This is a genomic window from Brachybacterium sp. EE-P12 (genome assembly GCF_003711805.1).
GTDB lineage: Bacteria > Actinomycetota > Actinomycetes > Actinomycetales > Dermabacteraceae > Brachybacterium.
The window spans coordinates 151704-172812 of record NZ_QXCP01000006.1 but is presented as its reverse complement, the minus strand read 5'-3'; the positions used below and the strand labels follow the sequence as shown (position 1 = coordinate 172812).

Annotated in this window: 16 protein-coding genes; 3 read left to right on the top strand and 13 right to left on the bottom strand. The window is 70.1% G+C overall.

Annotation, left to right across the window (positions count from 1 at the left end):
- Positions 1–22: 22 nt before the first annotated feature.
- From D1648_RS10255 to D1648_RS10195, 13 genes are all read right to left on the bottom strand, one after another.
- The gene (locus D1648_RS10255) at positions 23–1249 is read right to left on the bottom strand and encodes a NarK/NasA family nitrate transporter (RefSeq protein WP_122941400.1); all 1227 of its coding nucleotides are present in this window, start codon (positions 1247–1249) and stop codon (positions 23–25) included.
- 218 nt (positions 1250–1467) lie between these two features.
- Positions 1468–1992 (bottom strand): glycine cleavage system protein R, encoded by a 525-nt coding sequence (locus D1648_RS10250; protein ID WP_122941856.1) that lies wholly within the window; start codon positions 1990–1992, stop codon positions 1468–1470.
- A gap of 36 nt (positions 1993–2028) precedes the next feature.
- On the bottom strand, positions 2029–3654 hold the full coding sequence (gene cimA, locus D1648_RS10245; protein ID WP_122941398.1) for a citramalate synthase: 1626 nt from the start codon (positions 3652–3654) through the stop codon (positions 2029–2031).
- Between the two features lie 7 nt (positions 3655–3661).
- Positions 3662–4753: a branched-chain amino acid aminotransferase gene (locus D1648_RS10240; RefSeq protein WP_122941395.1), complete on the bottom strand. Its 1092-nt coding sequence runs from the start codon at positions 4751–4753 to the stop codon at positions 3662–3664.
- A gap of 51 nt (positions 4754–4804) precedes the next feature.
- Positions 4805–5875, bottom strand: a complete 1071-nt coding sequence (locus D1648_RS10235; protein WP_122941393.1) for a 3-isopropylmalate dehydrogenase — start codon at positions 5873–5875, stop codon at positions 4805–4807.
- A gap of 31 nt (positions 5876–5906) precedes the next feature.
- On the bottom strand, positions 5907–7514 hold the full coding sequence (serA, locus tag D1648_RS10230) for a phosphoglycerate dehydrogenase (protein WP_122941391.1): 1608 nt from the start codon (positions 7512–7514) through the stop codon (positions 5907–5909).
- Between the two features lie 100 nt (positions 7515–7614).
- The gene (locus D1648_RS10225; RefSeq protein WP_122941389.1) at positions 7615–8832 is read right to left on the bottom strand and encodes a CDP-glycerol glycerophosphotransferase family protein; all 1218 of its coding nucleotides are present in this window, start codon (positions 8830–8832) and stop codon (positions 7615–7617) included.
- A gap of 39 nt (positions 8833–8871) precedes the next feature.
- On the bottom strand, positions 8872–10194 hold the full coding sequence (locus D1648_RS10220; RefSeq protein WP_122941387.1) for an ISL3 family transposase: 1323 nt from the start codon (positions 10192–10194) through the stop codon (positions 8872–8874).
- 103 nt (positions 10195–10297) lie between these two features.
- Positions 10298–10594 carry a glycosyltransferase gene (locus D1648_RS18505; protein WP_122941385.1) on the bottom strand — a complete coding sequence of 99 codons (297 nt, stop codon included), beginning with the start codon at positions 10592–10594 and terminating at the stop codon, positions 10298–10300.
- 56 nt (positions 10595–10650) lie between these two features.
- Positions 10651–12342: a stealth conserved region 3 domain-containing protein gene (locus tag D1648_RS10210; protein WP_241155440.1), complete on the bottom strand. Its 1692-nt coding sequence runs from the start codon at positions 12340–12342 to the stop codon at positions 10651–10653.
- A gap of 210 nt (positions 12343–12552) precedes the next feature.
- Complete coding sequence (gene ilvC / locus D1648_RS10205) at positions 12553–13584, bottom strand: ketol-acid reductoisomerase (RefSeq protein ID WP_122941382.1); 1032 nt, start codon at positions 13582–13584, stop codon at positions 12553–12555.
- A gap of 117 nt (positions 13585–13701) precedes the next feature.
- On the bottom strand, positions 13702–14217 hold the full coding sequence (ilvN, locus tag D1648_RS10200; RefSeq protein WP_122941851.1) for an acetolactate synthase small subunit: 516 nt from the start codon (positions 14215–14217) through the stop codon (positions 13702–13704).
- A gap of 50 nt (positions 14218–14267) precedes the next feature.
- On the bottom strand, positions 14268–16025 hold the full coding sequence (locus D1648_RS10195; RefSeq protein ID WP_122941380.1) for an acetolactate synthase large subunit: 1758 nt from the start codon (positions 16023–16025) through the stop codon (positions 14268–14270).
- A gap of 445 nt (positions 16026–16470) precedes the next feature.
- Here D1648_RS10195 and nirB point away from each other — a divergent pair, with 445 nt between their 5' ends.
- From nirB to cobA, 3 genes are read left to right on the top strand one after another with little or no spacing between them, the layout of a single operon-like run.
- Positions 16471–19146, top strand: a complete 2676-nt coding sequence (gene nirB / locus D1648_RS10190) for a nitrite reductase large subunit NirB (RefSeq protein ID WP_122941378.1) — start codon at positions 16471–16473, stop codon at positions 19144–19146.
- A complete protein-coding gene (locus D1648_RS10185; RefSeq protein ID WP_122941375.1) occupies positions 19146–19568 on the top strand; it encodes a nitrite reductase (NAD(P)H) small subunit in 423 nt (140 codons plus the stop codon). Before nirB ends, D1648_RS10185 begins: the two co-directional genes overlap by 1 nt.
- Positions 19565–21097 carry a uroporphyrinogen-III C-methyltransferase gene (gene cobA / locus D1648_RS10180; RefSeq protein WP_122941373.1) on the top strand — a complete coding sequence of 511 codons (1533 nt, stop codon included), beginning with the start codon at positions 19565–19567 and terminating at the stop codon, positions 21095–21097. The genes D1648_RS10185 and cobA overlap by 4 nt, the downstream gene beginning before the upstream one ends.
- Positions 21098–21109: the final 12 nt, after the last annotated feature.

Below are 21109 nucleotides of genomic sequence, written 5' to 3'. Positions count from 1 at the left end.
CTCCTCCTGGGCGGGGCGGGGTTCAGGCGGTGGTCGCGGCGGCGCGGGCGCCGCGCGCGACGAAGAGGGTGACGACGACGGCGCCGAGGGTCGCCATCAGCAGCAGGACGATCCCGAGGGAGTAGCTCCCGCTGCTGGCGTGGATCGCGCCCATCACCAGCGGCGGGACGAAGCCGCCGAGGCCGCCGGCGGCGCCGACGAAGCCGGTGACGGAACCGACCACGGAGGGGTCGGTGGTCTGGGCGACCAGGGCGAAGACCGCGCCGGAGCCGAGCCCGAGGCCGGCGGCCATGACGATGAAGTCGATCGTGCCGATCGGCATCAGCGCGGGCTGGAAGGCGAGCATCAGCGCGGCGAGGGCCACGGCCGTGTAGGAGATCAGCAGGGTGCGCGAGGCGCCGATCCGGTCCGAGAGGGTGCCGCCGAGCGGGCGCATGACCACGGCGACGATCACGAAGCCGGCCATGCGGAAGGAGGCGTCGGCCGTGGTGAGGCCGTACCAGTTCTTCAGCATCGTGGGCAGGAAGACGGAGAACGCGACATAGCCGCCGAAGCTCAGCGCGTACAGGTAGCAGGCCTGCCAGGTGACCTTCAGCCGCATCGCGGTGAGGGACTGGGCGAGGATGCTCTTGGTCGAGGGGGACCAGGTGGGGGCGTCGTGCATGAACAGCCAGGCCAGGATCGCGTAGATCACGAGCGCGATCGAGGTGATGACGAAGGGGGCGGCGGTGCCCACGGAGTCCACGAGCGGCACGGTGGTGAAGGCGCTGATGGCGGTGCCGCCCATGCCCACGCCGTACAGCCCGGTGGCCATTCCACGCTTGGCAGGCGGGAACCAGGCGTTCACGTAGGGGACGCCGATCGCGAACGTGGTGCCGGCGATGCCGAGGAAGAATCCGCCCAGCAGGAGCGTGGAATACGTGAACTGGCCGACCAGGCCCAGGAACAGCACCGGGATCACGGTCAGCAGCGATACGAGCGGGAACATGAGGTGGCCGCCGAAGCGGTCCGAGAGCCCTCCGACCAGGATCCGGCCCAGGGAGCCGACCAGCACGGGAAGCGCCACGATCAGCGAGGCGTCCTGCGCGAGGCCCCGCTCGACGTACACGGGGCCCAGCGGGCTCAGCAGCGCCCAGGCCCAGAAGTTCACCCCGAAACCGAGGGTGACCAGCAGAAGCGCTCGCCAGGCACCGGGCGGAACGGTGTCCTGCGCAGTGGTGGTGGCGGCGGTGGACGTGGACCCGGGCATCGATGACGCTCCTCGGACGCGAGCGGACACGCGGGACGAGCATCGCTCGACGACGCACCGCTGAGGTGGACTTCTACCTCGCCAGGATCCTCGGCCCGTGGGGCCACCCTAGAGGACTTCGGTCCCGGATAGGCACGTTCTGCGAAATCTTCGTCGGCCGCTATCCGGAAAGATGCGAATTACGCACGACCACCATTACGATAATCGCCGGGAGAACGTCATTCCGGGCCGTCGAGCTCCAGGTCCACCATCAGCTCGGCCGCGATCGTCTCGAGCGCCTCGCGCACGTCGGCCTCCTCGGCGTGCTCGGGCAGGCGCAGCTCGGCCTCCGCCTCGAAGAGCATGCCGCCGCCCTCGGGGGCCTCGCGGGTCCAGGAGCGCAGGCCGTCGATCGTCGCGCCCTGGGAGCACAGGGCGGTGGTGACCTCGCGGATCATGCCGGTGCGGTCCTGGCCCAGCAGGTGCAGGCGCAGGGGGCGGCTCGGCGCGGTGCGGGGAACGGCCTCGGCAGCGGTCGCCTCGACCCGCAGCCCGCTGGAGGCCTCGAGGGCGGGCAGGGCGGCGAGGAACGCCTCGACCCGCGCATCGGGCAGGTCCACCTCGACGATGCCGGCGAACTTCCCGGCGAGCAGCGCGAGCTGGCTGTCCACCCAGCTGCCGCCGTGCTCGTCGACGGCGGAGGCCAGGGCGGCGACCAGGCCGGGGCGGTCATCGCCGAGGGCGGTGAGCAGGTAGGTGGTCATGGTCACAGGGTAGCGCTCCCCCGTCCCCGCGGCCCCTCAGACGCCGGACTTGTGCAGCCCGTAGGTGTAGGCGTCGTAGATCGCCTCCCAGGAGGCCTCGATGACGTTGGGGCCGACGCCGACGGTCTGGAACTCCAGGCCGCGCCCGGAGGTGCGCACGAGCACGCGCACGGTGGCGTCGGTGCCGTGCTGGGCGTCGAGGATCCGGACCTTGAAGTCGCGCAGCTCGAACTCGTCGACCTCGGGGTGCCGCTCGCGCAGCGCCTCCCGCAGGGCGAGGTCCAGGGCGTTGACGGGGCCGTTGCCCTCGGCGATCGCGACCTTGCGCTGGTGCTCTCCCCCGCCGTCGGCCTGCAGCTTCACGGTCGCCTCGGTCTCGAGGGTCCCGTCGCGTCCCAGCTGGGAGGTGGCGCGCCAGGACTCGACGACCGAGTAGCTGGGCACCTGCCCGAGGGCGTCGAGCAGGAGCAGCTCGAAGGACGCGTCGGCGGCCTCGTAGGAGTAGCCGATCGCCTCGCGCTGCTTGACGGTCTGCGCGAGGCGGGTGAGCAGCTCCGGCTCGCCGGCGAGGTCGAAGCCGAGCTCGCGGCCCTTGAGCTCGATCGAGGCGCGGCCGGCCATGTCGGAGATGATCATGCGCATGTCGTTGCCCACGGCGCGGGGATCGGTGTGCTGGTACAGATCGGGGTCCACGCGGATCGCGCTCGCGTGCAGCCCGGCCTTGTGCGCGAAGGCGCTCGCGCCGACGTAGGGGGCGCGAGGATTGACGGGCATGTTCACGATCTCGCCGATCGCATGGCAGATGCGGGTGGCCTCGCCGAGGGTCTCGGCGGGGACGAGCTCCATGCCCATCTTCAGCTGCAGATCCGCGAGCAGGGTGACGAGGTCGGCGTTGCCGGTGCGCTCCCCGTAGCCGTTCACACAGCCCTGGACGTGGGTGATCCCGGCGCGGACGGCGGAGATCGCGTTGGCGACCGCGCAGCCGGTGTCGTTGTGGGTGTGGGCGCCCAGCCGCGCCGTGCCCGCCCCTGCCGTCTCGAGCCGGACGCGCAGGTCCTCGACGATCTCCGTGACCTGGTGCGGGAGCATCCCGCCGTTGGTGTCGCACAGCACGAGCACGGAGGCGCCGGCCTCGTGCGCGGCGAGGAGCACGGAGGCGGTGTAGTCGGGGTCGTGGAGGAATCCGTCGAAGAAGTGCTCCGCGTCGACGAACACCTCCCGGCCGAGGCCGACGAGGTGGGCGACGGTCTCGCGCACCATCGCGAGGTTCTCCTCGGCGGTGGTGCGCAGCGCGCCGGTGACATGGCGCAGGTCCGACTTCGCGACCAGGGTGATCGTCGGCGCGCCGGAATCGACGAGCGCCCGGACCTGCGCGTCCTCGGCGACGTCGACGCCGGCCTTGCGGGTCGCGCCGAAGGCGGCCAGGCGTGCGGTGCCGAGCTCCAGCTCGGTGCGGGCGCGGGCGAAGAACTCCGTGTCGCGCGGGACGGCGCCGGGCCAGCCGCCCTCGATGTAGGTCACGCCCAGCTCGTCCAGGAGGCGGGCGACGGCGAGCTTGTCGGCCACCGAGAGGGTGAGCCCCTCCTGCTGGGAGCCGTCGCGCAGCGTCGTGTCGTAGAGGTGGAAGGCGTCGATCATGGGGGTGGTCGCGGGATTCGTCATGACGGACTCACACCAGTCGGGTCAACCAGCCGTGGCGGTCCGGGATCCGGCCGTACTGGATGTCGGTGAGCTCCTTGCGCAGCGCGAGGGTGACCTCGCCGGAGCCGCCGTCGCCGACGGTCCAGGAGCCCTTCCTCGAGCGGAACTCGCCGATGGGGTTGATGACCGCGGCGGTGCCGCAGGCGAACATCTCCGTGATGGTGCCGTCCTGCAGCTGCTGGACGATCTCGCTCATGACGAGCTTCTGCTCGTGGACCTCGAGCCCGCGATCCTCCGCCAGGCGCAGGATCGACAGACGGGTGACGCCCTCGAGGATCGACCCGGTCAGGGCCGGAGTGAGCAGGCGGCCGTCGGCGGTGATCGCGACGACGTTCATGCCGGAGAGCTCGTCGATGCTGGTGTGGGTCTCGGAGTCGAGGAAGAGCACCTCGTCGGCCCCGTTCTCCGCGGCCTCGCGCTTGCCCAGCAGGGAGGAGGCGTAGTTGCCGCCGCACTTCGCGGCGCCGGTGCCGCCGGCGCCGGCGCGCGCGTACTCGTCGGTGATCCACACGACCAGCGGCTGCACGCCGCGCGGGAAGTAGGGGCCGGCCGGGGAGGCGATGACGTAGTAGTCGACCGTCTCCGCGGCGCGCACGCCGAGGAACTCCTCGGAGGCGAACATGAAGGGGCGCAGGTAGAGCGACTCCTCGCTGGTCGCCTCGGGCACCCACGGCTCGTCGGCCGCGACCACGGCCTTCAGCGAGGCGAGGAAGTCCTCCACCGGCAGCTCGGGAAGCGCGAGGCGTCGGGCGGAGCGCTGCATGCGCTCGGCGTTCGCCTCGGGGCGGAAGGTCCACACCGACCCGTCGGCGTGGCGGAACGCCTTCAGGCCCTCGAAGATCTCCTGGCCGTAGTGCAGCACGGCCGTGGCCGGGGACAGCTGCAGTGGACCGAAGGGCACGACCTCGTCCTGCCCCCAGCCGCCGTCGGCCCTCCAGCGGGCGCGGGCCATGAAGTCGGTGTAGTGCTGGCCGAAGCCGGGGGCGGAGAGGATGCGGGCGCGCTCGTCGTCGCCCACGCGACGGGTCGTGCTGGTCTGGGTGAAGGCGAGTGCGCTCACGGTGGTCTCCTCGGTGAGGGTCGGCAGGGTCAGTGTGTCAGGTGCGGGCGCTCAGCGCCCGGTGATCGCGGCGACGAGGTCGTCGCCGATCCGCGCGGTGCCGCGGGAGGCGAGCGCCGGGTCCGCCGCACGGGCGGCGAGGTCGTTCTCCACGGCGGCGCGCACCGCGGCGGCGGGCTCGACGTGACCGAGGTGGTCCAGCAGCAGAGCGACGGAGAGCACGGTGGCGGTGGGGTCGGCGAGGTCCTTCCCGGCGATGTCCGGGGCGGAGCCGTGCACGGGCTCGAACATCGAGGGGAACGCGCCGGTGGGGTTGACGTTGCCGCTCGCGGCCAGGCCGATCCCGCCGCCGATCGCGCCGGCGAGGTCGGTGACGATGTCGCCGAAGAGGTTGTCGGTGACGATCACGTCGAAGCGGGAGGGATCCTGGACGAGGTAGATCATCATCGCGTCGACGTGGGCGTAGTCGACCTCGACCTCCGGGTGCTCGGCGCCGACCTGCTCGACGATGCGCCGCCACAGGTGACCGGCGTGGACGAGCACGTTGTGCTTGTGCACGAGGGTGAGCTTCTTGCGCCGCGCCTCGGCCTGCTCGAAGGCGTAGCGGACCACGCGCTCGACGCCGACGGCGGTGTTCAGGGACACCTCGGTGGCGACCTCGAGCTCGGTGCCGGTGCGCATCGAGCCGCCGTTGCCGACGTAGGGGCCCTCGGTCCCCTCGCGCACGACGAGGAAGTCGACGTCCCCCGGCTCGGCGAGCGGGGTCGCGACGCCCGGGAACAGGCGCGTGGGGCGCAGGTTGACGTAGTGGTCGAAGGCGAAGCGGAGCTTCAGCAGCAGGCCCCGCTCGAGCACGCCGGAGGGGACGCCGGGGTCGCCGACGGCGCCGAGCAGGATCGCGTCGCGCTCGGCCAGGGCGGCCATGTCCTCGTCGGGGAGGGTCTCGCCCGTGCGGTGCCAGCGCCCCGCCCCGAGGTCGAAGGGGGTCGGCTCGACGGCGACGCCGGCGGGCTCGAGGGCGGCGCGCAGGGCGCGCAGCCCCTGGGGGACGACCTCCTTGCCGATGCCGTCGCCCTCGATGACGGCCAGGCGCAGGGTGCTCGGGGCGGGGGTGGTGCTCATGGAGAGTGCTCCTCCTCGGAGGGGGACGGGATCAGTAGACGAGGTCGACGGCGTGGGTGGAGCGCGCGTCGATCGTCGCGCCGAGCTCCTCGGCGAACTCGCGGTCCACGGACTCGTCGAGGTCGAGCACGACGAGCGCCTCGGCGCCCTGGGCGCGGCGCGCACGGGAGACCTGCATGCCGGCGATGTTGATGCCGGCCTCCCCGAGGCTCGCGCCGTAGCGGCCGATCAGGCCCGGGCCGTCCTCGTAGCGGATGATCAGCAGGTGGTCGCTCAGGGGCACGTCCAGCGCGTGGCCGAAGACCTCGATGAGCTTGTGCTCCTGGTCGACGCCGCTGAGCGTGCCGGAGACGGCCACGACCTCGCCGTCGCGCAGGGTGCCGCGCAGGGTGATGACGTTGCGGAAGCGCTCGGTGTTCTCGTCGGTCACCAGCTGCACGGCGATGCCGCGCTCCTCGGCGAGGACGGGGGCGTTGACGTAGCTGACCTGCTCGGTGACCACGGAGCGGAACATGCCGCGCAGGGCGGAGAGCTTCAGCGCGGTCACGTCGCGGGAGGCGATCTCGCCGTGCACCTCGATGTCGAGGACCTCGGGCGCCTCGCCCGCGAGCGCCGTGAACAGCTGGCCGAGCCGGTCGGCCAGCGCCACGCCCGGTCGGACCAGGTCGTCGATCGCGCCGCCGGCGACGTTGACCGCATCGGGCACGAGCTCGCCCGCGAGCGCGAGGCGCACGGACTTCGCGACGGCCACGCCGGCCTTCTCCTGCGCCTCGGAGGTGGAGGCGCCGAGGTGCGGGGTGAGGGTGAGGTTGTCGAGCTCGAGCAGCTTCGCGGCGGTCTCGCTCTTCGCGGGCGGCTCGGAGGAGTAGACGTCCAGCGCCGCACCCTCGATCTGCCCGGTGCTCAGCGCCGTGTACAGCGCCTCCTCGTCGATCAGCCCGCCGCGGGCGGCGTTGACGACGTGGAGGGTCGGCTTCGCGAGCGCGAACTGCTCGGCGCCGATCAGCCCGGTGGTCTCGGGGGTCTTGGGCATGTGCACGGTGAGCACGTCCGCTTCGCGCATCAGCTCGTCGAGCTCGACGACGCGGGCGCCGAGCTCGGCGGCGCGGGCGTGGTTGACGTAGGGGTCGTAGGCCAGGAGGTTCACGCCGAAGGGGCGCAGCCGCTCGGCGACCAGCTGCCCGATGCGGCCGAAGCCCACCACGCCGACCGTCTTCTCCAGCAGCTCCACGCCGGTGAGCTGCTTGCGCTCCCAGCGGCCCGCCTTCACGGAGGCGTCGGCGCGGCCCAGGTTGCGCAGCGAGGCGAGGATCAGCGCGATCGCGAGCTCCGCGGCGGAGACGATGTTGGAGGTGGGGGCGTTGATGACCATGACCCCGGCCGACGTGGCCGCGGCGACGTCCACGTTGTCCAGGCCCACGCCGGCGCGGGCGACGACCTTGAGGTGGTCGGCCGCGGCGTAGACCTCGGCATCGACCTGGGTGGCGGAACGGACCAGGAGGGCATCGGCCTCCTTCACCGCGGCCAGCAGCGCGGCACGGTCGGTGCCGTCCACGCTGCGGACCTCGACGTCAGGGCCCAGGACCTCGACGGTGGCGGGCGACAGCTCCTCAGCGATGAGCACGACGGGACGCGTCACGGAATCTCCTCCGGTACGGATGATGGTCGTCGCTCACGCCCTCGGGTGCGACGGGGTCAGAGCACAGCGTAGTCCTGCGTCCGCCATGCGGGCGCGAGGGTCAGGATGCGAGATCTCGCCCTGCGCCGCCCGCGCGAACTGCTTCGACGACCTGATCGACTGCATGCGGCGGAGCCACCGGAGTGGGGATAGGAGTACGTAGTTGACGCTTGGAGAGCGGCTTTTCCAGATCCTCAATCGCGCGTGTCACTCTTTCACAGGCACCGGGCTTCGGTGTCCCGAATGCATTCCGGGCTCGCCGAGCGAACTCGGCCGGCACTGAGAAGCCGAATTCTGCACATCGTTCCAGAGCCTCGACCACACCGTCCACCGTCCCCACGACCGGACCGAAGCCATGAGTCTCATAGTCGAAGTAGCCAGGGCGCCCGATGTGCCCACCACCCAAGAACTCGCTACGGTCGAACTGGAAGTACACGAGAGGGCAACTCACGAAGGCGGCGTCGAAGGCAACCGACGAATAGTCGGTGATCATCACATCAGCACTGGCGATAATCTCCTGGACATCAGCATCTGCATAGGTGAACACACGAACGCCCTTGGGAAGGTTGAATCCCTCCAGGTAGGGCTCGAGATTAGGGTGGGGCATGAACACCAGATCACGATCTTCTCGCCGGCACAGCTCCAACAGTCTCCGGTCAGTGAGCAAAGTCTGCCACTCCCGCGCGAAGTCCGACTTGAAGAATTCCGGGTGCGCCCCGCGCTCTCCGGTTCCGGCGGACGCGAGCTGGGAGAAGTACGCGCGCCAGGTCGGCATGACGAGAACATGCCTCTGCCTTCGCTCCGCTCGTGACACCTTGGCAAGTCTCATCAGCTTGTCGTGCCGAGGGAACCCGGTCCGTTGCACTTCATGGGAAGTGAACGAATATGCCGAGCCATCACCAGCGATCGAAGCGTACTCGTCCCTGGACGCAGTGACGAATAGATCGATGCGCTTGGAGTTCAGCCATCTGGACAGATCGGCCTGCGTCACACCGTGCTGGAGGAAGACGTATCGCCAGTTCCAGCCACCCCGCCTCGCGAAGGGCTCGACGACGTACCGATCCACGTGAGACGACACCATGTGGGCAGCATGCAGACACAGGATCATCCAGAGAAGGCTCCCGTGCGGAATGAGTCGCTTGTAGCCTTCCGCTCGAAGACGATTCCAATCGGGCGTCCCCTTCCGCACGACGAACCAAGCGTTGATATCACGTCGTTCCGATCGGAGATACTTGAAAAGGTGCTCGGCATTGTCGCGGGAATTGTGACTCCGGTCCATCAGGACCCATGCGTCCTTGAACAACCGCGCAAAACAGGCTCATCGCATTTGAGGGGGTAGCGAGGGGTCGAGGAGGGGTCTGAAGCCTCCGGCTTCGAGGAGACTGCGGGCGATGTAGTGGGTGAGGTTGCGGAACCCGAGGGCGGAGCCTCGGAGGTGTTCGAGCCGGCCGTTGATCGCCTCGGTCGGGCCGTTGCTGGTGCCGGGCCGGGCGAAGAACGCGAGCACGTCCGCGCTCCGTTTCGTCAGAGTTCGGCCGAGCTTGGCCAGCTCAGGCAAAGTGTCGGGAACGTTCTTGCCGAGCGCGGTGATGAGCTTCTCCATCATCGCCGTGGCCCTCGCCCGATCGGGTTCGCGATAGGCGGCGACCATGGCCTGGTAGATCTCCCAGGTCACCTCGACCGCGACGTGCTTCTCGCGCTCGAACAGGGCGCCGAGGCGCTCGCATTGACGCTCGGTCAGCAGCTGGGTGCCGGTGTGGAGGGTGCGGCGGGTCTTGTAGAGAGGGTCGTCCTTGCGGCCTCGGCGCTTGTGGAGCTTCTGCTGGATCCGTCGGCGGCAGTCGTCCAGGGCGTCTCCAGCGAGGCGGACGACGTGGAAGGGATCCATGACCGCGACCGCTCCCGGCAACGCTTCGCCGGTCGCGGTCTTGAAACCGGAGAACCCATCCATCGCCACCACCTCGATGCGGTTCTTCCACGCCTCGGGACGGGCGTCGAGCCAGGCCTTGAACACCGCTTTGGAGCGGCCGGGGATCATGTCCAGCAACCGTGCCGGTCCGGTCCCGTCCCTGGCCGGGGTAAGGTCGATGATGACGGTGACGTACTTGTCGCCGCGCCGGGTATGCCGCCATACGTTCTCGTCCACGCCGATCACGGCAACACCATCGAAGCGGGTCGGGTCATCGATCAGCAGGCGCTGACCCTCGGTCAGAACCGCGTCGTTCGCGGTGTGCCAGGCCACGCCCAGCCCGGCAGCGATCCGCGTGATCGAGAGATGGTCGACCACGAGCGCGTGAAGTGCCCACCGCATCCCACCGCGGGAGAGCTTCGCCCGCCCCGGGGCTGCGGTCGACGTATCCTCTCGCCAGCGGTTCCCGCAGTGATCACACCGGTAACGACGGATCCGCAGCAGCAGCGTCGTGGGCCTGTGGCCGAACGGCTCGTGAGCCAGAGACCGGGCGATCGTGCCCCGCGACGTCGCTCGTGCTCCGCAGGCGCGGCACCACGGATCCTCCTCAGCGAGCCGGCATTCGAGCACCGCCCGCTCGGCCGTGAGCCGCTGCCCCACAGCGACCAGGCCCAGCTCCTCCAGGCGCGTGAAGGTCGTCAGATCGGGGTCGTCAAAGGTAGCGTTGGGCACGTCGAGGTCTTTCGGATGGCGAGCGTAGGAACTTCCATCATCGGAAGACCTCGACGTCTATCCCGGCACCGACGCGCCCACCCCGCGACCCGCACCTACACCCTCAGATGCGAAGAGCCGTGAACGTGACCCAGTCCTCCGCGCCGAGGTGATCGATTCCGGCGTTCCGGGCGGCAGCCTGTCCAGCATTCTGTTGCCGGATGACCTCAACCTGGAGAGTTGTCGAAGCCGCCCACCGCTCACACAGGTCACCCGAGCCATCCACCGACCCGTCATCGACAAGTATCACCTTCAAATTCTCGTGCGCATATGTTTGCGACTCGAGGGATGCAAAGAATTCTGGAAGATAGCGGGCAACTCCATACACCGCAGAGACAATGGCAAAAGTGGGCGACGGCATGAAGTAGGGGCTCCAGAATCGGCTGACGTCAGGGACACTTATTCGGCTGGGGATTATTAGTCTCTCTCGAACCTGGACCTCGCCGGGTACATTCCATCGAGGAAGTCCTGCACGAAAGCGTCGTCTATCGGCGTTGCCCCCGAGACCGGGGCATCATTGACACACATGGCATCCCGGTCGCGCTTCTCAGCGAAACCATTGAACACGGGGAGGAACGAGTCGTCGAGAACATTGAGGTAGAGGTAGCCCAACGATCCGGGCACTGCTCGTCCTATCGCCTGCGCGTAGTAGTGGTGCAGCTGATCAGCGACGACGTCGTCGTGATGACGGAACCTGGAGCGCGTGGTGCGGTCGTAGGCCTCGGGGAACTTCTCCTCCAGCTCGGCCAGGACGCTTCGCAAAAGCGGGTGCGGTGTGTGCTTGATGGCGCGAGAGACGTTACGTCCGGTTGCCTCGAGCATGAGGTGGCGGATGTTCGCGGTGAGGTTCAGGTGGGGTTCGTGCTCCACTGACGGAGCGACGAAGGGGCGGCGGTTGTTCGACGGTGATACGAGGGCTAGTCCCGCCCCGGTGAAGAACTGCTGGGGAAGCACGGGACGCGTCAGCATGACGTCGTCGTTGAAGTACAGGAAGTGCTCGCTCAGGCCCTCGATGTGATGGAGCCTGCTGATGATCGCGTTCGAGTTGAACACCGGAAGCCGGCCGTCATCGGGGAAGATCTCGCGGTGGTCCACGATCGTGATTCGAGGATCCTCCGTGTTCAGCCACGACGGCACCTGCTGATCGGTGACCAGGAAGATCTGCCGGACCCACGGAGCATGATCGTCCAGAGAGCGCAGTGAGTAACGGAGCTCGTCCCGCGAGCGGAATCGCGCAGGGTCCGTGGCCTCGGCATGAAGCCTCGCGGGCGGCCCCTCCCCCGAGGCTTCCGCCTTGCGTGCGAGCCAGCGTGGATCTGCACCGTCGACCCAGGTGTAGACGACGTCGATGGGGAAGGTGATGTCCTCGAGCATCGTTTGATCGAGCACCGCGGGAATCTGCACAGTCCGGCCGTCTCGCTCAGCGCTCACCAGACGCGCTTCCGCGCGATCGAGGATCTTCGCCGCCCGATTCTCGCGGGGTGCCGTGACGGTGGCAGATTCTTCATCTGCGCACCAGAACTCGAGATCGCAGCCATGCGACAGCCCCAACGTTCGCTCGTGGCCCTTGAAGACGCACACCTCGGCGATCCGCCAGACGCCCGATTCGCCGAGCCCGCCCTCCCAGTCGACACGTCCAGCCAGTGCGTAGTGCGAACTGCGAGTCAGCCCATCGGTGATTCGCCATGCACCACCGGTGGGCACGCGCTTCGCTGTAGCGACGAGGGCGCGCCCAGCGGCTCGGCGCTGCTCTTCGGAGACCGCGACGGCTCGACGGCCGCGGTGGCCAACACTGTCCACCCACCACCACTGGATTCCAGCATCGTCGAGCACCTCGGTGAGCAGGCCCATGTTGCGCCTGTAGACCTCGCGGTCGAGCATCGCGGGGACGATCCTTCGGTACACGCCCTTGGAGAGCTCGAGCTCCGGCCCCAGTGCCGTCGGGGGAATATCCCTCGTGGAGTGAGAGGACTCCGACGTGTTCTGGAATCGCCGCCTCATCTCACCGACGCCATCACGGACTCGACGCGCCTCGTTCCAGAACATGGTGCCTCGCACGGGGTCCATCATCTTGCTGGCACGGATGCGCTCGAACGGACTCTTCTGCATGGTGGGGCCGCTGCGGGCCTCTCCTCCCCCTCTGCCGAACCTGTCGGTCGGTACATGAATCACAGGGAAATTCTAGGCAACGGACAGCTGTTTCCCGTACAGGCCCTCCGCCGTGGCGATGTGATTCCTCGCTCGACGCAAGTCCCCACGAATGCCGACGGCGGGAGCACCTCGTGGGTGCTCCCGCCGTCGTCAGGTGTACCGGTCAGGTCAGCGCGCGGCGCTGCCCTCGACGTAGTCGGAGTCGATCGACTGGGCGCTCCAGGCGAACATCTTGCGCAGGTCCTTGCCCACCGTCTCGATCGGGTGGGCGGCCTCCTGCTCGCGGAGCTGCTTGAACTCGGCGGCGCCGTTGTCCTGGTCGTCGATGAAGCGCTTGGCGAAGGCGCCGGACTGGATGTCGGCGAGGATGTCCTTCATGTCCTTCTTGGTCTGCTCGGTGACCACGCGGGGGCCGGAGACGTAGTCGCCGTACTCCGCGGTGTCGGAGATCGACCAGCGCTGCTTGGCGATACCGCCCTCGTTCATGAGGTCGACGATCAGCTTCAGCTCGTGGAGCACCTCGAAGTAGGCGATCTCCGGCTGGTAGCCGGCCTCGGTGAGGGTCTCGAAGCCCGCCTGGACCAGGTGGCTCATGCCGCCGCACAGCACGGCCTGCTCGCCGAAGAGGTCGGTCTCGGTCTCCTCGGTGAAGGTGGTCTTGATGACGCCGGCGCGGGTGCCGCCGATGCCCTTGGCGTAGGAGAGCGCGAGCGCCCAGGCGTTGCCGGTCGCGTCCTGCTCGACGGCGACGATGTCCGGGATGCCGCGCCCGGCGACGAACTCGCGGCGCACCGTGTGGCCGGGGGCCTTCGGGGCGATCAGCAGCACGTCGACGCCCTCGGGGACCTCGATGTAGCCGAAGCGGATGTTGAAGCCGTGCGCGAAGGCGAGCGCCTTGCCCTCGGACAGGTGCGGCTTGATCGAGTCCGCGAACACCTTCCGCTGGTCCTGGTCCGGGGTGAGGATCATGATCAGATCCGCCCACTCGGACACCTCGGCGACGGTGCCCACGGTCAGGCCCTCCTCCTGGGCCTTCGCGGCGGACTTCGAGCCCTCGCGCAGGCCCACCCGGACCTCGACGCCGCTGTCGCGCAGGTTCAGCGCGTGGGCGTGGCCCTGCGAGCCGAAGCCGACGACCGCGACCTTCTTGCCCTGGATGATGGACAGGTCGGCGTCGTCGTCGTAGTAGATCTCAGCCACGTTGTGCTCCTTCGATGGTTGCGTGGTGGGCGTCGGGGCGATCGTATCGCCCCCCGTCCTGCGATGTGAGAGGGGGTCTCGTCATTCGGGACCCCCGGTGAGTGGTGGTCTCGCTGCTCAGCCGAGCAGCGAGCGGTCGGTGATCGCGCGGCCGCCGCGGCCGATCGCGACCTCGCCGGACTTCACGATCTCGCGGATCCCGAACTCCTCGAGCATGCCGAGCAGGGCGGAGAGCTTGTCCTGCGTGCCGGTCGCCTCGATCGTCACGGAGTCCGAGGCGGCGTCGACGACCTTCGCGCGGAACATCTGCACGATCTCCAGCACCGGGGTGCGGGTGGAGTTGTCGGCGGTGACCTTGATGAGGATCAGCTCGCGCTGGACCGTGTGGCGCGGGTCGAACTGGACGATCTTCAGCACGTTCACGAGCTTGTTCAGCTGCTTGGTGATCTGCTCGAGGCGGTGCTGCTCGACGTCCACGACGACCGTGATGCGCGAGATCTCCGGATGCTCGGTGGGTCCCACCGCGAGCGAGGAGATGTTGTAGCCGCGCCGGGAGAACAGGGCGGTGACGCGGGTGAGCGCACCGGGCTTGTTCTCCACCAGCACCGAGAGGGTCTGGCTGTTCGGCGACATGACGTAGTCGGGGGTCCCCGTCGGGGCCTGCTGCTGGTTCGTGGTCATGCTCAGATGTCCCTCTCCCACTCGGGGCTCATGCCCTGGGCGATCTGGATCTCGTCGTTGGAGACGCCGGCCGGCACCATCGGCCACACCATCGCGTCGGCGCTGACGGTGAAGTCCACGACGACGGGGCGGTCGTCGATCTCCATCGCCTGGCGGATGGTGTCGTCGATGTCCTCATCCCGCTCGCAGCGCAGACCCACGCAGCCGTAGGCGTCGGCGAGCTTGACGAAGTCGGGGACGCGGCGCGAGCCGTGGCCCGTGTTCAGCTCGGTGTTCGAGTAGCGCTGGTCGTAGAACAGGTTCTGCCACTGGCGCACCATGCCCAGCGAGCTGTTGTTGATCACCGCGACCTTGATCGGGATGTCGTTGATGACGCAGGTGGCGAGCTCCTGATTGGTCATCTGGAAACAGCCGTCCCCGTCGATGGACCACACCGTCTTGTCCGGCATGCCCACCTTGGCGCCCATCGCCGCCGGCACGGAGTAGCCCATCGTGCCCAGGCCCCCGGAGTTGATCCAGGTGCGCGGGTTCTCGTAGTCGATGAACTGGGCGGACCACATCTGGTGCTGTCCCACGCCCGCGACGAAGACGGAGTCCGGCCCCGAGATCGCGCCGAGGCGGGAGATCACCTTCTGCGGGGCGGTGAAGCCGTCCTCGGTCGCCGTCCATCCCAACGGGTAGTTGGTGCGGAGCATGTCCAGGGTGGACCACCAGGCCTGGTAGTCCCGCACATCGGACTCCGCCAGGCGCGCCCGCAGCTCCTCGGTGAGAGCCTTCGCGATCTGCCCGGCCTGGCCGACGATCGGGACGTCCGCGACGAGGTTCTTCGAGATCTCGGCGGGGTCGATGTCCGCGTGGATGATCTTCGCGCCGGGCGCGAAGGAGTCCAGCCTTCCCGTGACCCGGTCGTCGAAGCGGGCGCCGATGTTGATCAGCAGATCGGAGCGCTGCAGCGCGGAGACCGCCGCGACGGTGCCGTGCATGCCGGGCATGCCGAGGTGGCTGGGATGGGAGTCCGGCAGGACGCCGCGCGCCATCAGCGTGGTGGCGAAGGGGATGCCGGAGGCGTCGACGAGCTCGCGCACCTCCTCGGTGGCGTCGCCGCGCAGCACGCCCCCGCCGAGCAGGAACACCGGGCGCTTCGCCTCGAGCATCAGCCGCACCGCCTCGCGGATCTGCTTGCCGTGCGGGCGGGGCTCGGGCCGGTAGCCGGGAAGGTCCAGGGTCTCGGGCCAGACGAACTCCATCATGCCCGTCTGGGCGTCCTTGGTGACGTCCACCAGCACCGCGCCGGGCCGGCCCGTCGAGGCGATGTGGAAGGCCTGCTTGATCACCTTCGGGATGTCCGAGGCATCCTTGACCAGGAAGTTGTGCTTGGTCACGGGCATCGTCATGCCCACGATGTCCGCCTCCTGGAAGGCGTCCGTGCCGATGAAGGAGGAGCCGACCTGCCCCGTGATCGCGACCATCGGGATCGAGTCCATCTGCGCATCCGCGATCGCGGTGATGAGGTTCGTGGCGCCGGGCCCGGAGGTCGCCAGGCACACGCCGACCTTGCCGGTCGCGTGGGCGTAGCCGGAGGCGGCGTGCCCCGCGCCCTGCTCGTGGCGGACCAGGACGTGACGGAGCTTCTTGGCGTCCATCAGCAGGTCGTAGGTGGGCAGGATCGCGCCGCCGGGAAGGCCGAAGACGACCTCTGCCCCGGCATGCTCGAGGGACTCGATCAGCGCCTGGGCGCCGGTCATCTGCTGTCCGGTCATCGGAACTCCTTCGTCGTCTCGGACGGTGGGCGGTGGCGGTGAACTGTGTGCTCCCCGTCCCTCCCGTCGCGCCGTCCCGCGGGCCGGGCACGAAAAAGCCCCTCCGCCTGGGGCTCGGGGAGGGGCGCGGATGACGTCTCGAAGCGACGAGTGGGCGTCAGCCGCGCTCGGGAACTACGAGAAGGATCGTCTGCATGCGCCCCACCATAGGCCGACGGTCGTGGGCCGCGCCACCTGTCCGGATCGCGAGACCCTGCGAGAAGCGCGAGGTGGGCGCGGCGTCGTCGGCGCCTCGCCGTGCGCCCGCCCGCCGTCCGCCGCGAAGACCGGGACGAGCATGCGCGCACCCCTGCATCGACACGACGAAAGTCCTGCGCACAACACTGCGACCCACATACCGTAGGGGCGAGTTCAGCCGCCCCAGAGAGGACCGTGAGCAGACGCCATGACCGCCACCGGCCATTCCCCGCTCGCCCCCGCCGCCGGGACGTCGATCCCGCCCGGCACCCGCATCGTCGTGATCGGCGGAGGCATGACCGGCCACCGCTTCGCAGCCCGGATGCAGGCGCAGGACCCCACCGGCGACTGGTCCCTGACCGTCATCGGCGAGGAGACCCAGCAGCCCTACGACCGCGTGCACCTCTCGGACTGGTTCGGCCACCGCCGCGCAGAGATGCTCCACCTCGCCACCGGGGTGTGGGACGACCCGCGCATCACCCTGGTCACCGGCGACGCCGCGGAGAGCCTCGACCGCGCCGCGCACACCGTCACCTGCGCCTCCGGCACCGTCCACGAGTACGACCGGCTGGTGCTCGCCACCGGCTCCTGGGCCTGGGCGCCGCGCGCCGAGGGCAAGGACCTGCCCGGCTCCTTCAGCTATCGCACCGTCGAGGACGTCGAGTCGCTCGCCGCCTGGGTCGCCGAGCGCGGCGAGAGGCTCGGTCGGCCCGTCAGCGGCGTCGTCGTCGGCGGCGGGGTGCTCGGCCTCGAGGCCGCCGCCGCCCTGCAGGGCCTGGGCGCCGAGGCGACCGTGGTCGAGTTCGCCGACCGGCTCATGGCCGTCCAGCTCGATGACGGCGGCGGCGAGATGCTGCGCCTGCTCATCGAGGACAAGGGCATCGAGGTGCGCACCGGCGTGGGCGCGACCGCGTTCCGCCCCGCCGAGGACGGCGCGATGGGCACCGCCGAGCTCACCGACGGCAGCGAGATCCCCGCCGACGTGGTCGTGTTCTCCACCGGCATCCGCCCCCGCGACCGCATCGGCCGCGAGGCGGGCCTGGCCGTGGGCGAGCGCGGCGGGATCGTGGTGGGCGAGAGCTGCCAGACCTCCGATCCGGACATCTGGGCGATCGGCGAGTGCGCCTCCTTCGACGGGGTGTGCGCAGGGCTGATCGCCCCCGGCAACGACATGGCCGACGTGGTCGTGGACCGCTTCCTGGGCGGGACGCGCACCCACCAGCGCGCCGAGGACGGCACGAAGCTCAAGGGCGTGGGCGTGGACGCCGCCGCGTTCGGCGACGTCAACGCCATGACCCCCGACGCGCTCGAGGTCTCCTTCGTCGACCCCGTGCACCGCCAGTACCGCAAGCTCGTCATGAGCGACGACGCCACCACCCTGCTCGGCGGGGTGTTCGTGGGCGACATCTCCCTGTACTCCCAGCTGCGGCCCCTCACCGGGCGGGCTCTCGGCGCCGACCCGTCGGCGGTGATCGCGCCGGAGGGCGGCGGCGACGCGCTCGCGGGCGCCGAGCTGCCCGACGACGCGGTGGTCTGCTCGTGCAACAACATCGCCGCGGGCACCATCCGCCACGCCGTGAACGAGGAGGGCTGCCACACCGTCGGCGCGATCAAGGAGTGCACCACCGCCGGCACCGTGTGCGGCTCCTGCGTCCCGACGCTCACGAAGCTGCTGAACCAGGAGCTGGCCAAGGCCGGCATCGAGGTCTCCCGCGCGCTGTGCGAGCACTTCGACCACTCCCGCGCCGAGCTGTACAAGCTCGTCGAGGAGGGCGGCCAGGAGACCTTCACCGAGGTCGTCGCCGCGCACGGCACCGGCGCGGGCCGCGGCTGCGCCGTGTGCCGCCCCACCGTCGCCTCGATCCTGTCCTCCCTCGGCGCGCTCACCGGGCGGCGCCACAACCCCGTGGGCCGCCAGCTCGGCTCGCTGCAGGACACCAACGACCACGTCATGGCGAACATCCAGAAGGACGGCACCTACTCGGTGATCCCCGCGATGCCCGCCGGCGAGGTCACCCCCGAGAAGCTGCTCGTGTTCGCGCAGGTCGCGAAGGACTACGGCCTGTACGTGAAGGTCAACGGCGCCCAGCGCATCGGCATGTTCGGCGCCCGGCTCGAGCAGCTGCCGGAGATCTGGGAGCGCCTGGTGGAGGCCGGCTTCGAGTCCGGGCACGCCTACGGCAAGTCGCTGCGGATGGTGAAGTCGTGCCTGGGCACGAACTGGTGCCGCTACGGCGTCGGGGACTCGACCTCCATGGCCGTGCACCTCGAGCGCCGCTACCGCGGGCTGCGCTCCCCGCACAAGATCAAGATCGGCGTCTCCGGCTGCGCCCGCGAGTGCGCCGAGGCGCAGGCCAAGGACGTCGGCGTGATCGCCACGCACCGCGGCTGGAACCTCTACGTCGGCGGGAACGGCGGCGCCCAGCCCGCGCACGGCAAGCTCCTCGTCGAGGACCTCGACGACGAGACGCTGCAGCGCTGCATCGACCGCTTCCTCATCCTCTACATCCGCGAGGCGGACAAGCTCCAGCGCACCGCCCGCTGGGTCGAGGAGTACCCGGGCGGGATCGACGAGCTGCGGCGCGTGGTGGTCGAGGACTCCCTCGGCATCGGCGAGGAGCTCGAGGCGGCCATGCAGCGCCACACCGACACCTACGTCGACGAATGGGCCGAGGCGGTCCAGGACCCGGAGCGCCGGGCGAAGTTCGTCTCCTTCATCAACGCCCCGGACCTGCACGACAAGACGCTGCGCTACGTGCTCGAGCGCGAGCAGGTGCGGCCGGCCCGTCCCGAGGACGATCCCGCCACCACCTTCCCGACCCCGCTCGCGGCGAAGGAGCACGCCCTCGCCGGCGCCGCCCACATCTCGCAGGAGGACCAGTGATGACCGCCCCCGCCGACGCCCTCGTGCCGATCTGCCCGCTGGAGTCCCTCGCCCCCGAGCGGGGCGCGGCCGCGCTCCTGCCCGACGGCACCCAGATCGCGGTGTTCCTGCTGGACGACGGGAGCGTGCGCGCCGTGCAGCAGCACGACCCCTACTCGGGTGCGAACATCCTCTCCCGCGGCCTGGTGGGCACCCATCTGCTCGCGGGCGAGGGCGAGGAGCCGGGCCGGATCGTGCCCACCCTCTCCTCCCCCATGTACAAGCAGTCCTGGGACCTGGACACCGGCGCCGTGCTCGACTCCGGCGGCGGCGAGAAGCTGCCGATCGCCGTCTTCGCCGCCGAGGTGCGCGACGGGGTCGTGCACGTCGACCCCGCACCGCGGCCCGAGCCTGCGCCGACGCCGCGGGGCGGGACGGCATGACCGCGCCGCCCGAGGCACGGCTGGAGCCCGGGACCGTCGCCCTCGTCGGCGGCGGTCCCGGCGCCTGGGACCTCATCACGGTGCGGGGCCTGGCCCTGCTGCGGCAGGCCGACGTGGTGGTCGCCGACCGGCTCGGCCCGCGCGCGCTGCTGGACGAGCTGGGCGAGGGCGTCGAGGTGATCGACGTGGGCAAGCGCCCCGGCGCGCACTTGATGCGTCAGGACCGGATCGGCGAGCTGCTGGTGGAGAAGGCCCTGGCCGGGCACCGCGTGGTGCGGCTGAAGGGCGGGGACCCCTACGTGCTGGGCCGTGGCGGGGAGGAGGTCCTCGCCTGCCGCGCCGCGGGCGTCCCGGTGCAGGTGGTGCCCGGGGTGACCTCCGCTCTCTCCGGCCCCGCCGCAGCCGACGTGCCTGTCACCCATCGCGGCACCGCCGTCGCCGTGCACATCGTCAACGCCCACGGCGACCTGGGCCCCGCGGACCTCGCGGCGCTGGCCGATCCCGGCACCACGACCGTGCTCATGATGGGCGTGGAATGGCTGCCGCGGCTGGTCTCCCAGGCGGTGCTGAACGGCATCGACCCCGCGACCCCGGTCGCCGTGGTGCAGGAGGCGACGCTGCCCGGGCAGCGCGTCGTGCGCGGCACCCTCGCGGACATCGAGGAGGTCGTCACCGCCGCGGGGATCGGGCATCCCGCGGTGATCGTCGTCGGTCGCACCGCGACCGAGGGGTTCCTCGATGTCGCGGTGCGGGAGGCGACGCGCGGCGCAGGCAGGGAGGCGCTCGTGACCGGGGGCGACTCCGCAGCGGACCGCTCCCCCGCCCCGGTGCTCATCGGCTGCTCGCACGGGACCCGCTCCCGCCCGGGACGGGACGTGCTGCGGTCCCTGCTGCGCCGGATCGCCGCGCAGGCGCCGGGCGCGGTGCGGGAGGCGTTCGTGGACGTGCAGTCCCCGGACATCGCCGAGGTGGTCGCCGCGCACGCGCAGCCCGCCGAGGCGCGCACCCGCGAGACCGGTGCGGTGCAGGCGGTGGTGGTGCCGCTGCTGCTCTCCCTCGGCTATCACGTGAAGGACGACATCGGCGACGCCGTCGCGGGCCGCGCCGCGACGGCCGCCGCGCCGCTCGGCCCGGACCCGCGGCTCGCCGAGGTGATGGCCCAGCGCCTCCGCGAGGCGGGCCTGTGCGACGGCGACGCGGTGGTCATGGCGGGCTCCGGCACGCGGGATCCCGAGGGTGTCGCGCAGGTCGAGGAGATGGCGCGCCTGCTCGGGCAGCGGCTCGGGCGGGAGGTCTCGGTCGGCTTCGCCTATGCGGCGCAGCCGCCCGTCGCCGATGCCGTCGCCGCGGCGCGCGAGGGGCTGGCGGAGGGGGCGCGCGTCGTGGTCGCGAGCTACGTGCTCGCCCCGGGGCACTTCCACGACCTCGTCTCCGCCGCGGGCGCCGACGCGGTCTCCGCTCCGCTCGGGGATCATCCGCTCGTCGCCGAGATCGCGCTCGAGCGGTACGAGACGGCGCTCGGGGCCTGAGCCGCTCCGCCG

What these genes read in the sequence shown, in the direction of transcription:
- D1648_RS10255 (WP_122941400.1), bottom strand. Translation starts at nt 1,249, where the DNA reads ATGCCCGGGTCCACGTCCACCGCCGCCACCACCACTGCGCAGGACACC.
- D1648_RS10250 (WP_122941856.1), bottom strand. Translation starts at nt 1,992, where the DNA reads ATGACCACCTACCTGCTCACCGCCCTCGGCGATGACCGCCCCGGCCTG.
- cimA (WP_122941398.1), bottom strand. Translation starts at nt 3,654, where the DNA reads ATGACGAATCCCGCGACCACCCCCATGATCGACGCCTTCCACCTCTAC.
- D1648_RS10235 (WP_122941393.1), bottom strand. Translation starts at nt 5,875, where the DNA reads ATGAGCACCACCCCCGCCCCGAGCACCCTGCGCCTGGCCGTCATCGAG.
- D1648_RS10225 (WP_122941389.1), bottom strand. Translation starts at nt 8,832, where the DNA reads ATGGACCGGAGTCACAATTCCCGCGACAATGCCGAGCACCTTTTCAAG.
- D1648_RS18505 (WP_122941385.1), bottom strand. Translation starts at nt 10,594, where the DNA reads ATGCCGTCGCCCACTTTTGCCATTGTCTCTGCGGTGTATGGAGTTGCC.
- D1648_RS10210 (WP_241155440.1), bottom strand. Translation starts at nt 12,342, where the DNA reads ATGCAGAAGAGTCCGTTCGAGCGCATCCGTGCCAGCAAGATGATGGAC.
- ilvN (WP_122941851.1), bottom strand. Translation starts at nt 14,217, where the DNA reads ATGTCGCCGAACAGCCAGACCCTCTCGGTGCTGGTGGAGAACAAGCCC.
- D1648_RS10195 (WP_122941380.1), bottom strand. Translation starts at nt 16,025, where the DNA reads ATGACCGGACAGCAGATGACCGGCGCCCAGGCGCTGATCGAGTCCCTC.
- nirB (WP_122941378.1), top strand. Translation starts at nt 16,471, where the DNA reads ATGACCGCCACCGGCCATTCCCCGCTCGCCCCCGCCGCCGGGACGTCG.
- D1648_RS10185 (WP_122941375.1), top strand. Translation starts at nt 19,146, where the DNA reads ATGACCGCCCCCGCCGACGCCCTCGTGCCGATCTGCCCGCTGGAGTCC.
- cobA (WP_122941373.1), top strand. Translation starts at nt 19,565, where the DNA reads ATGACCGCGCCGCCCGAGGCACGGCTGGAGCCCGGGACCGTCGCCCTC.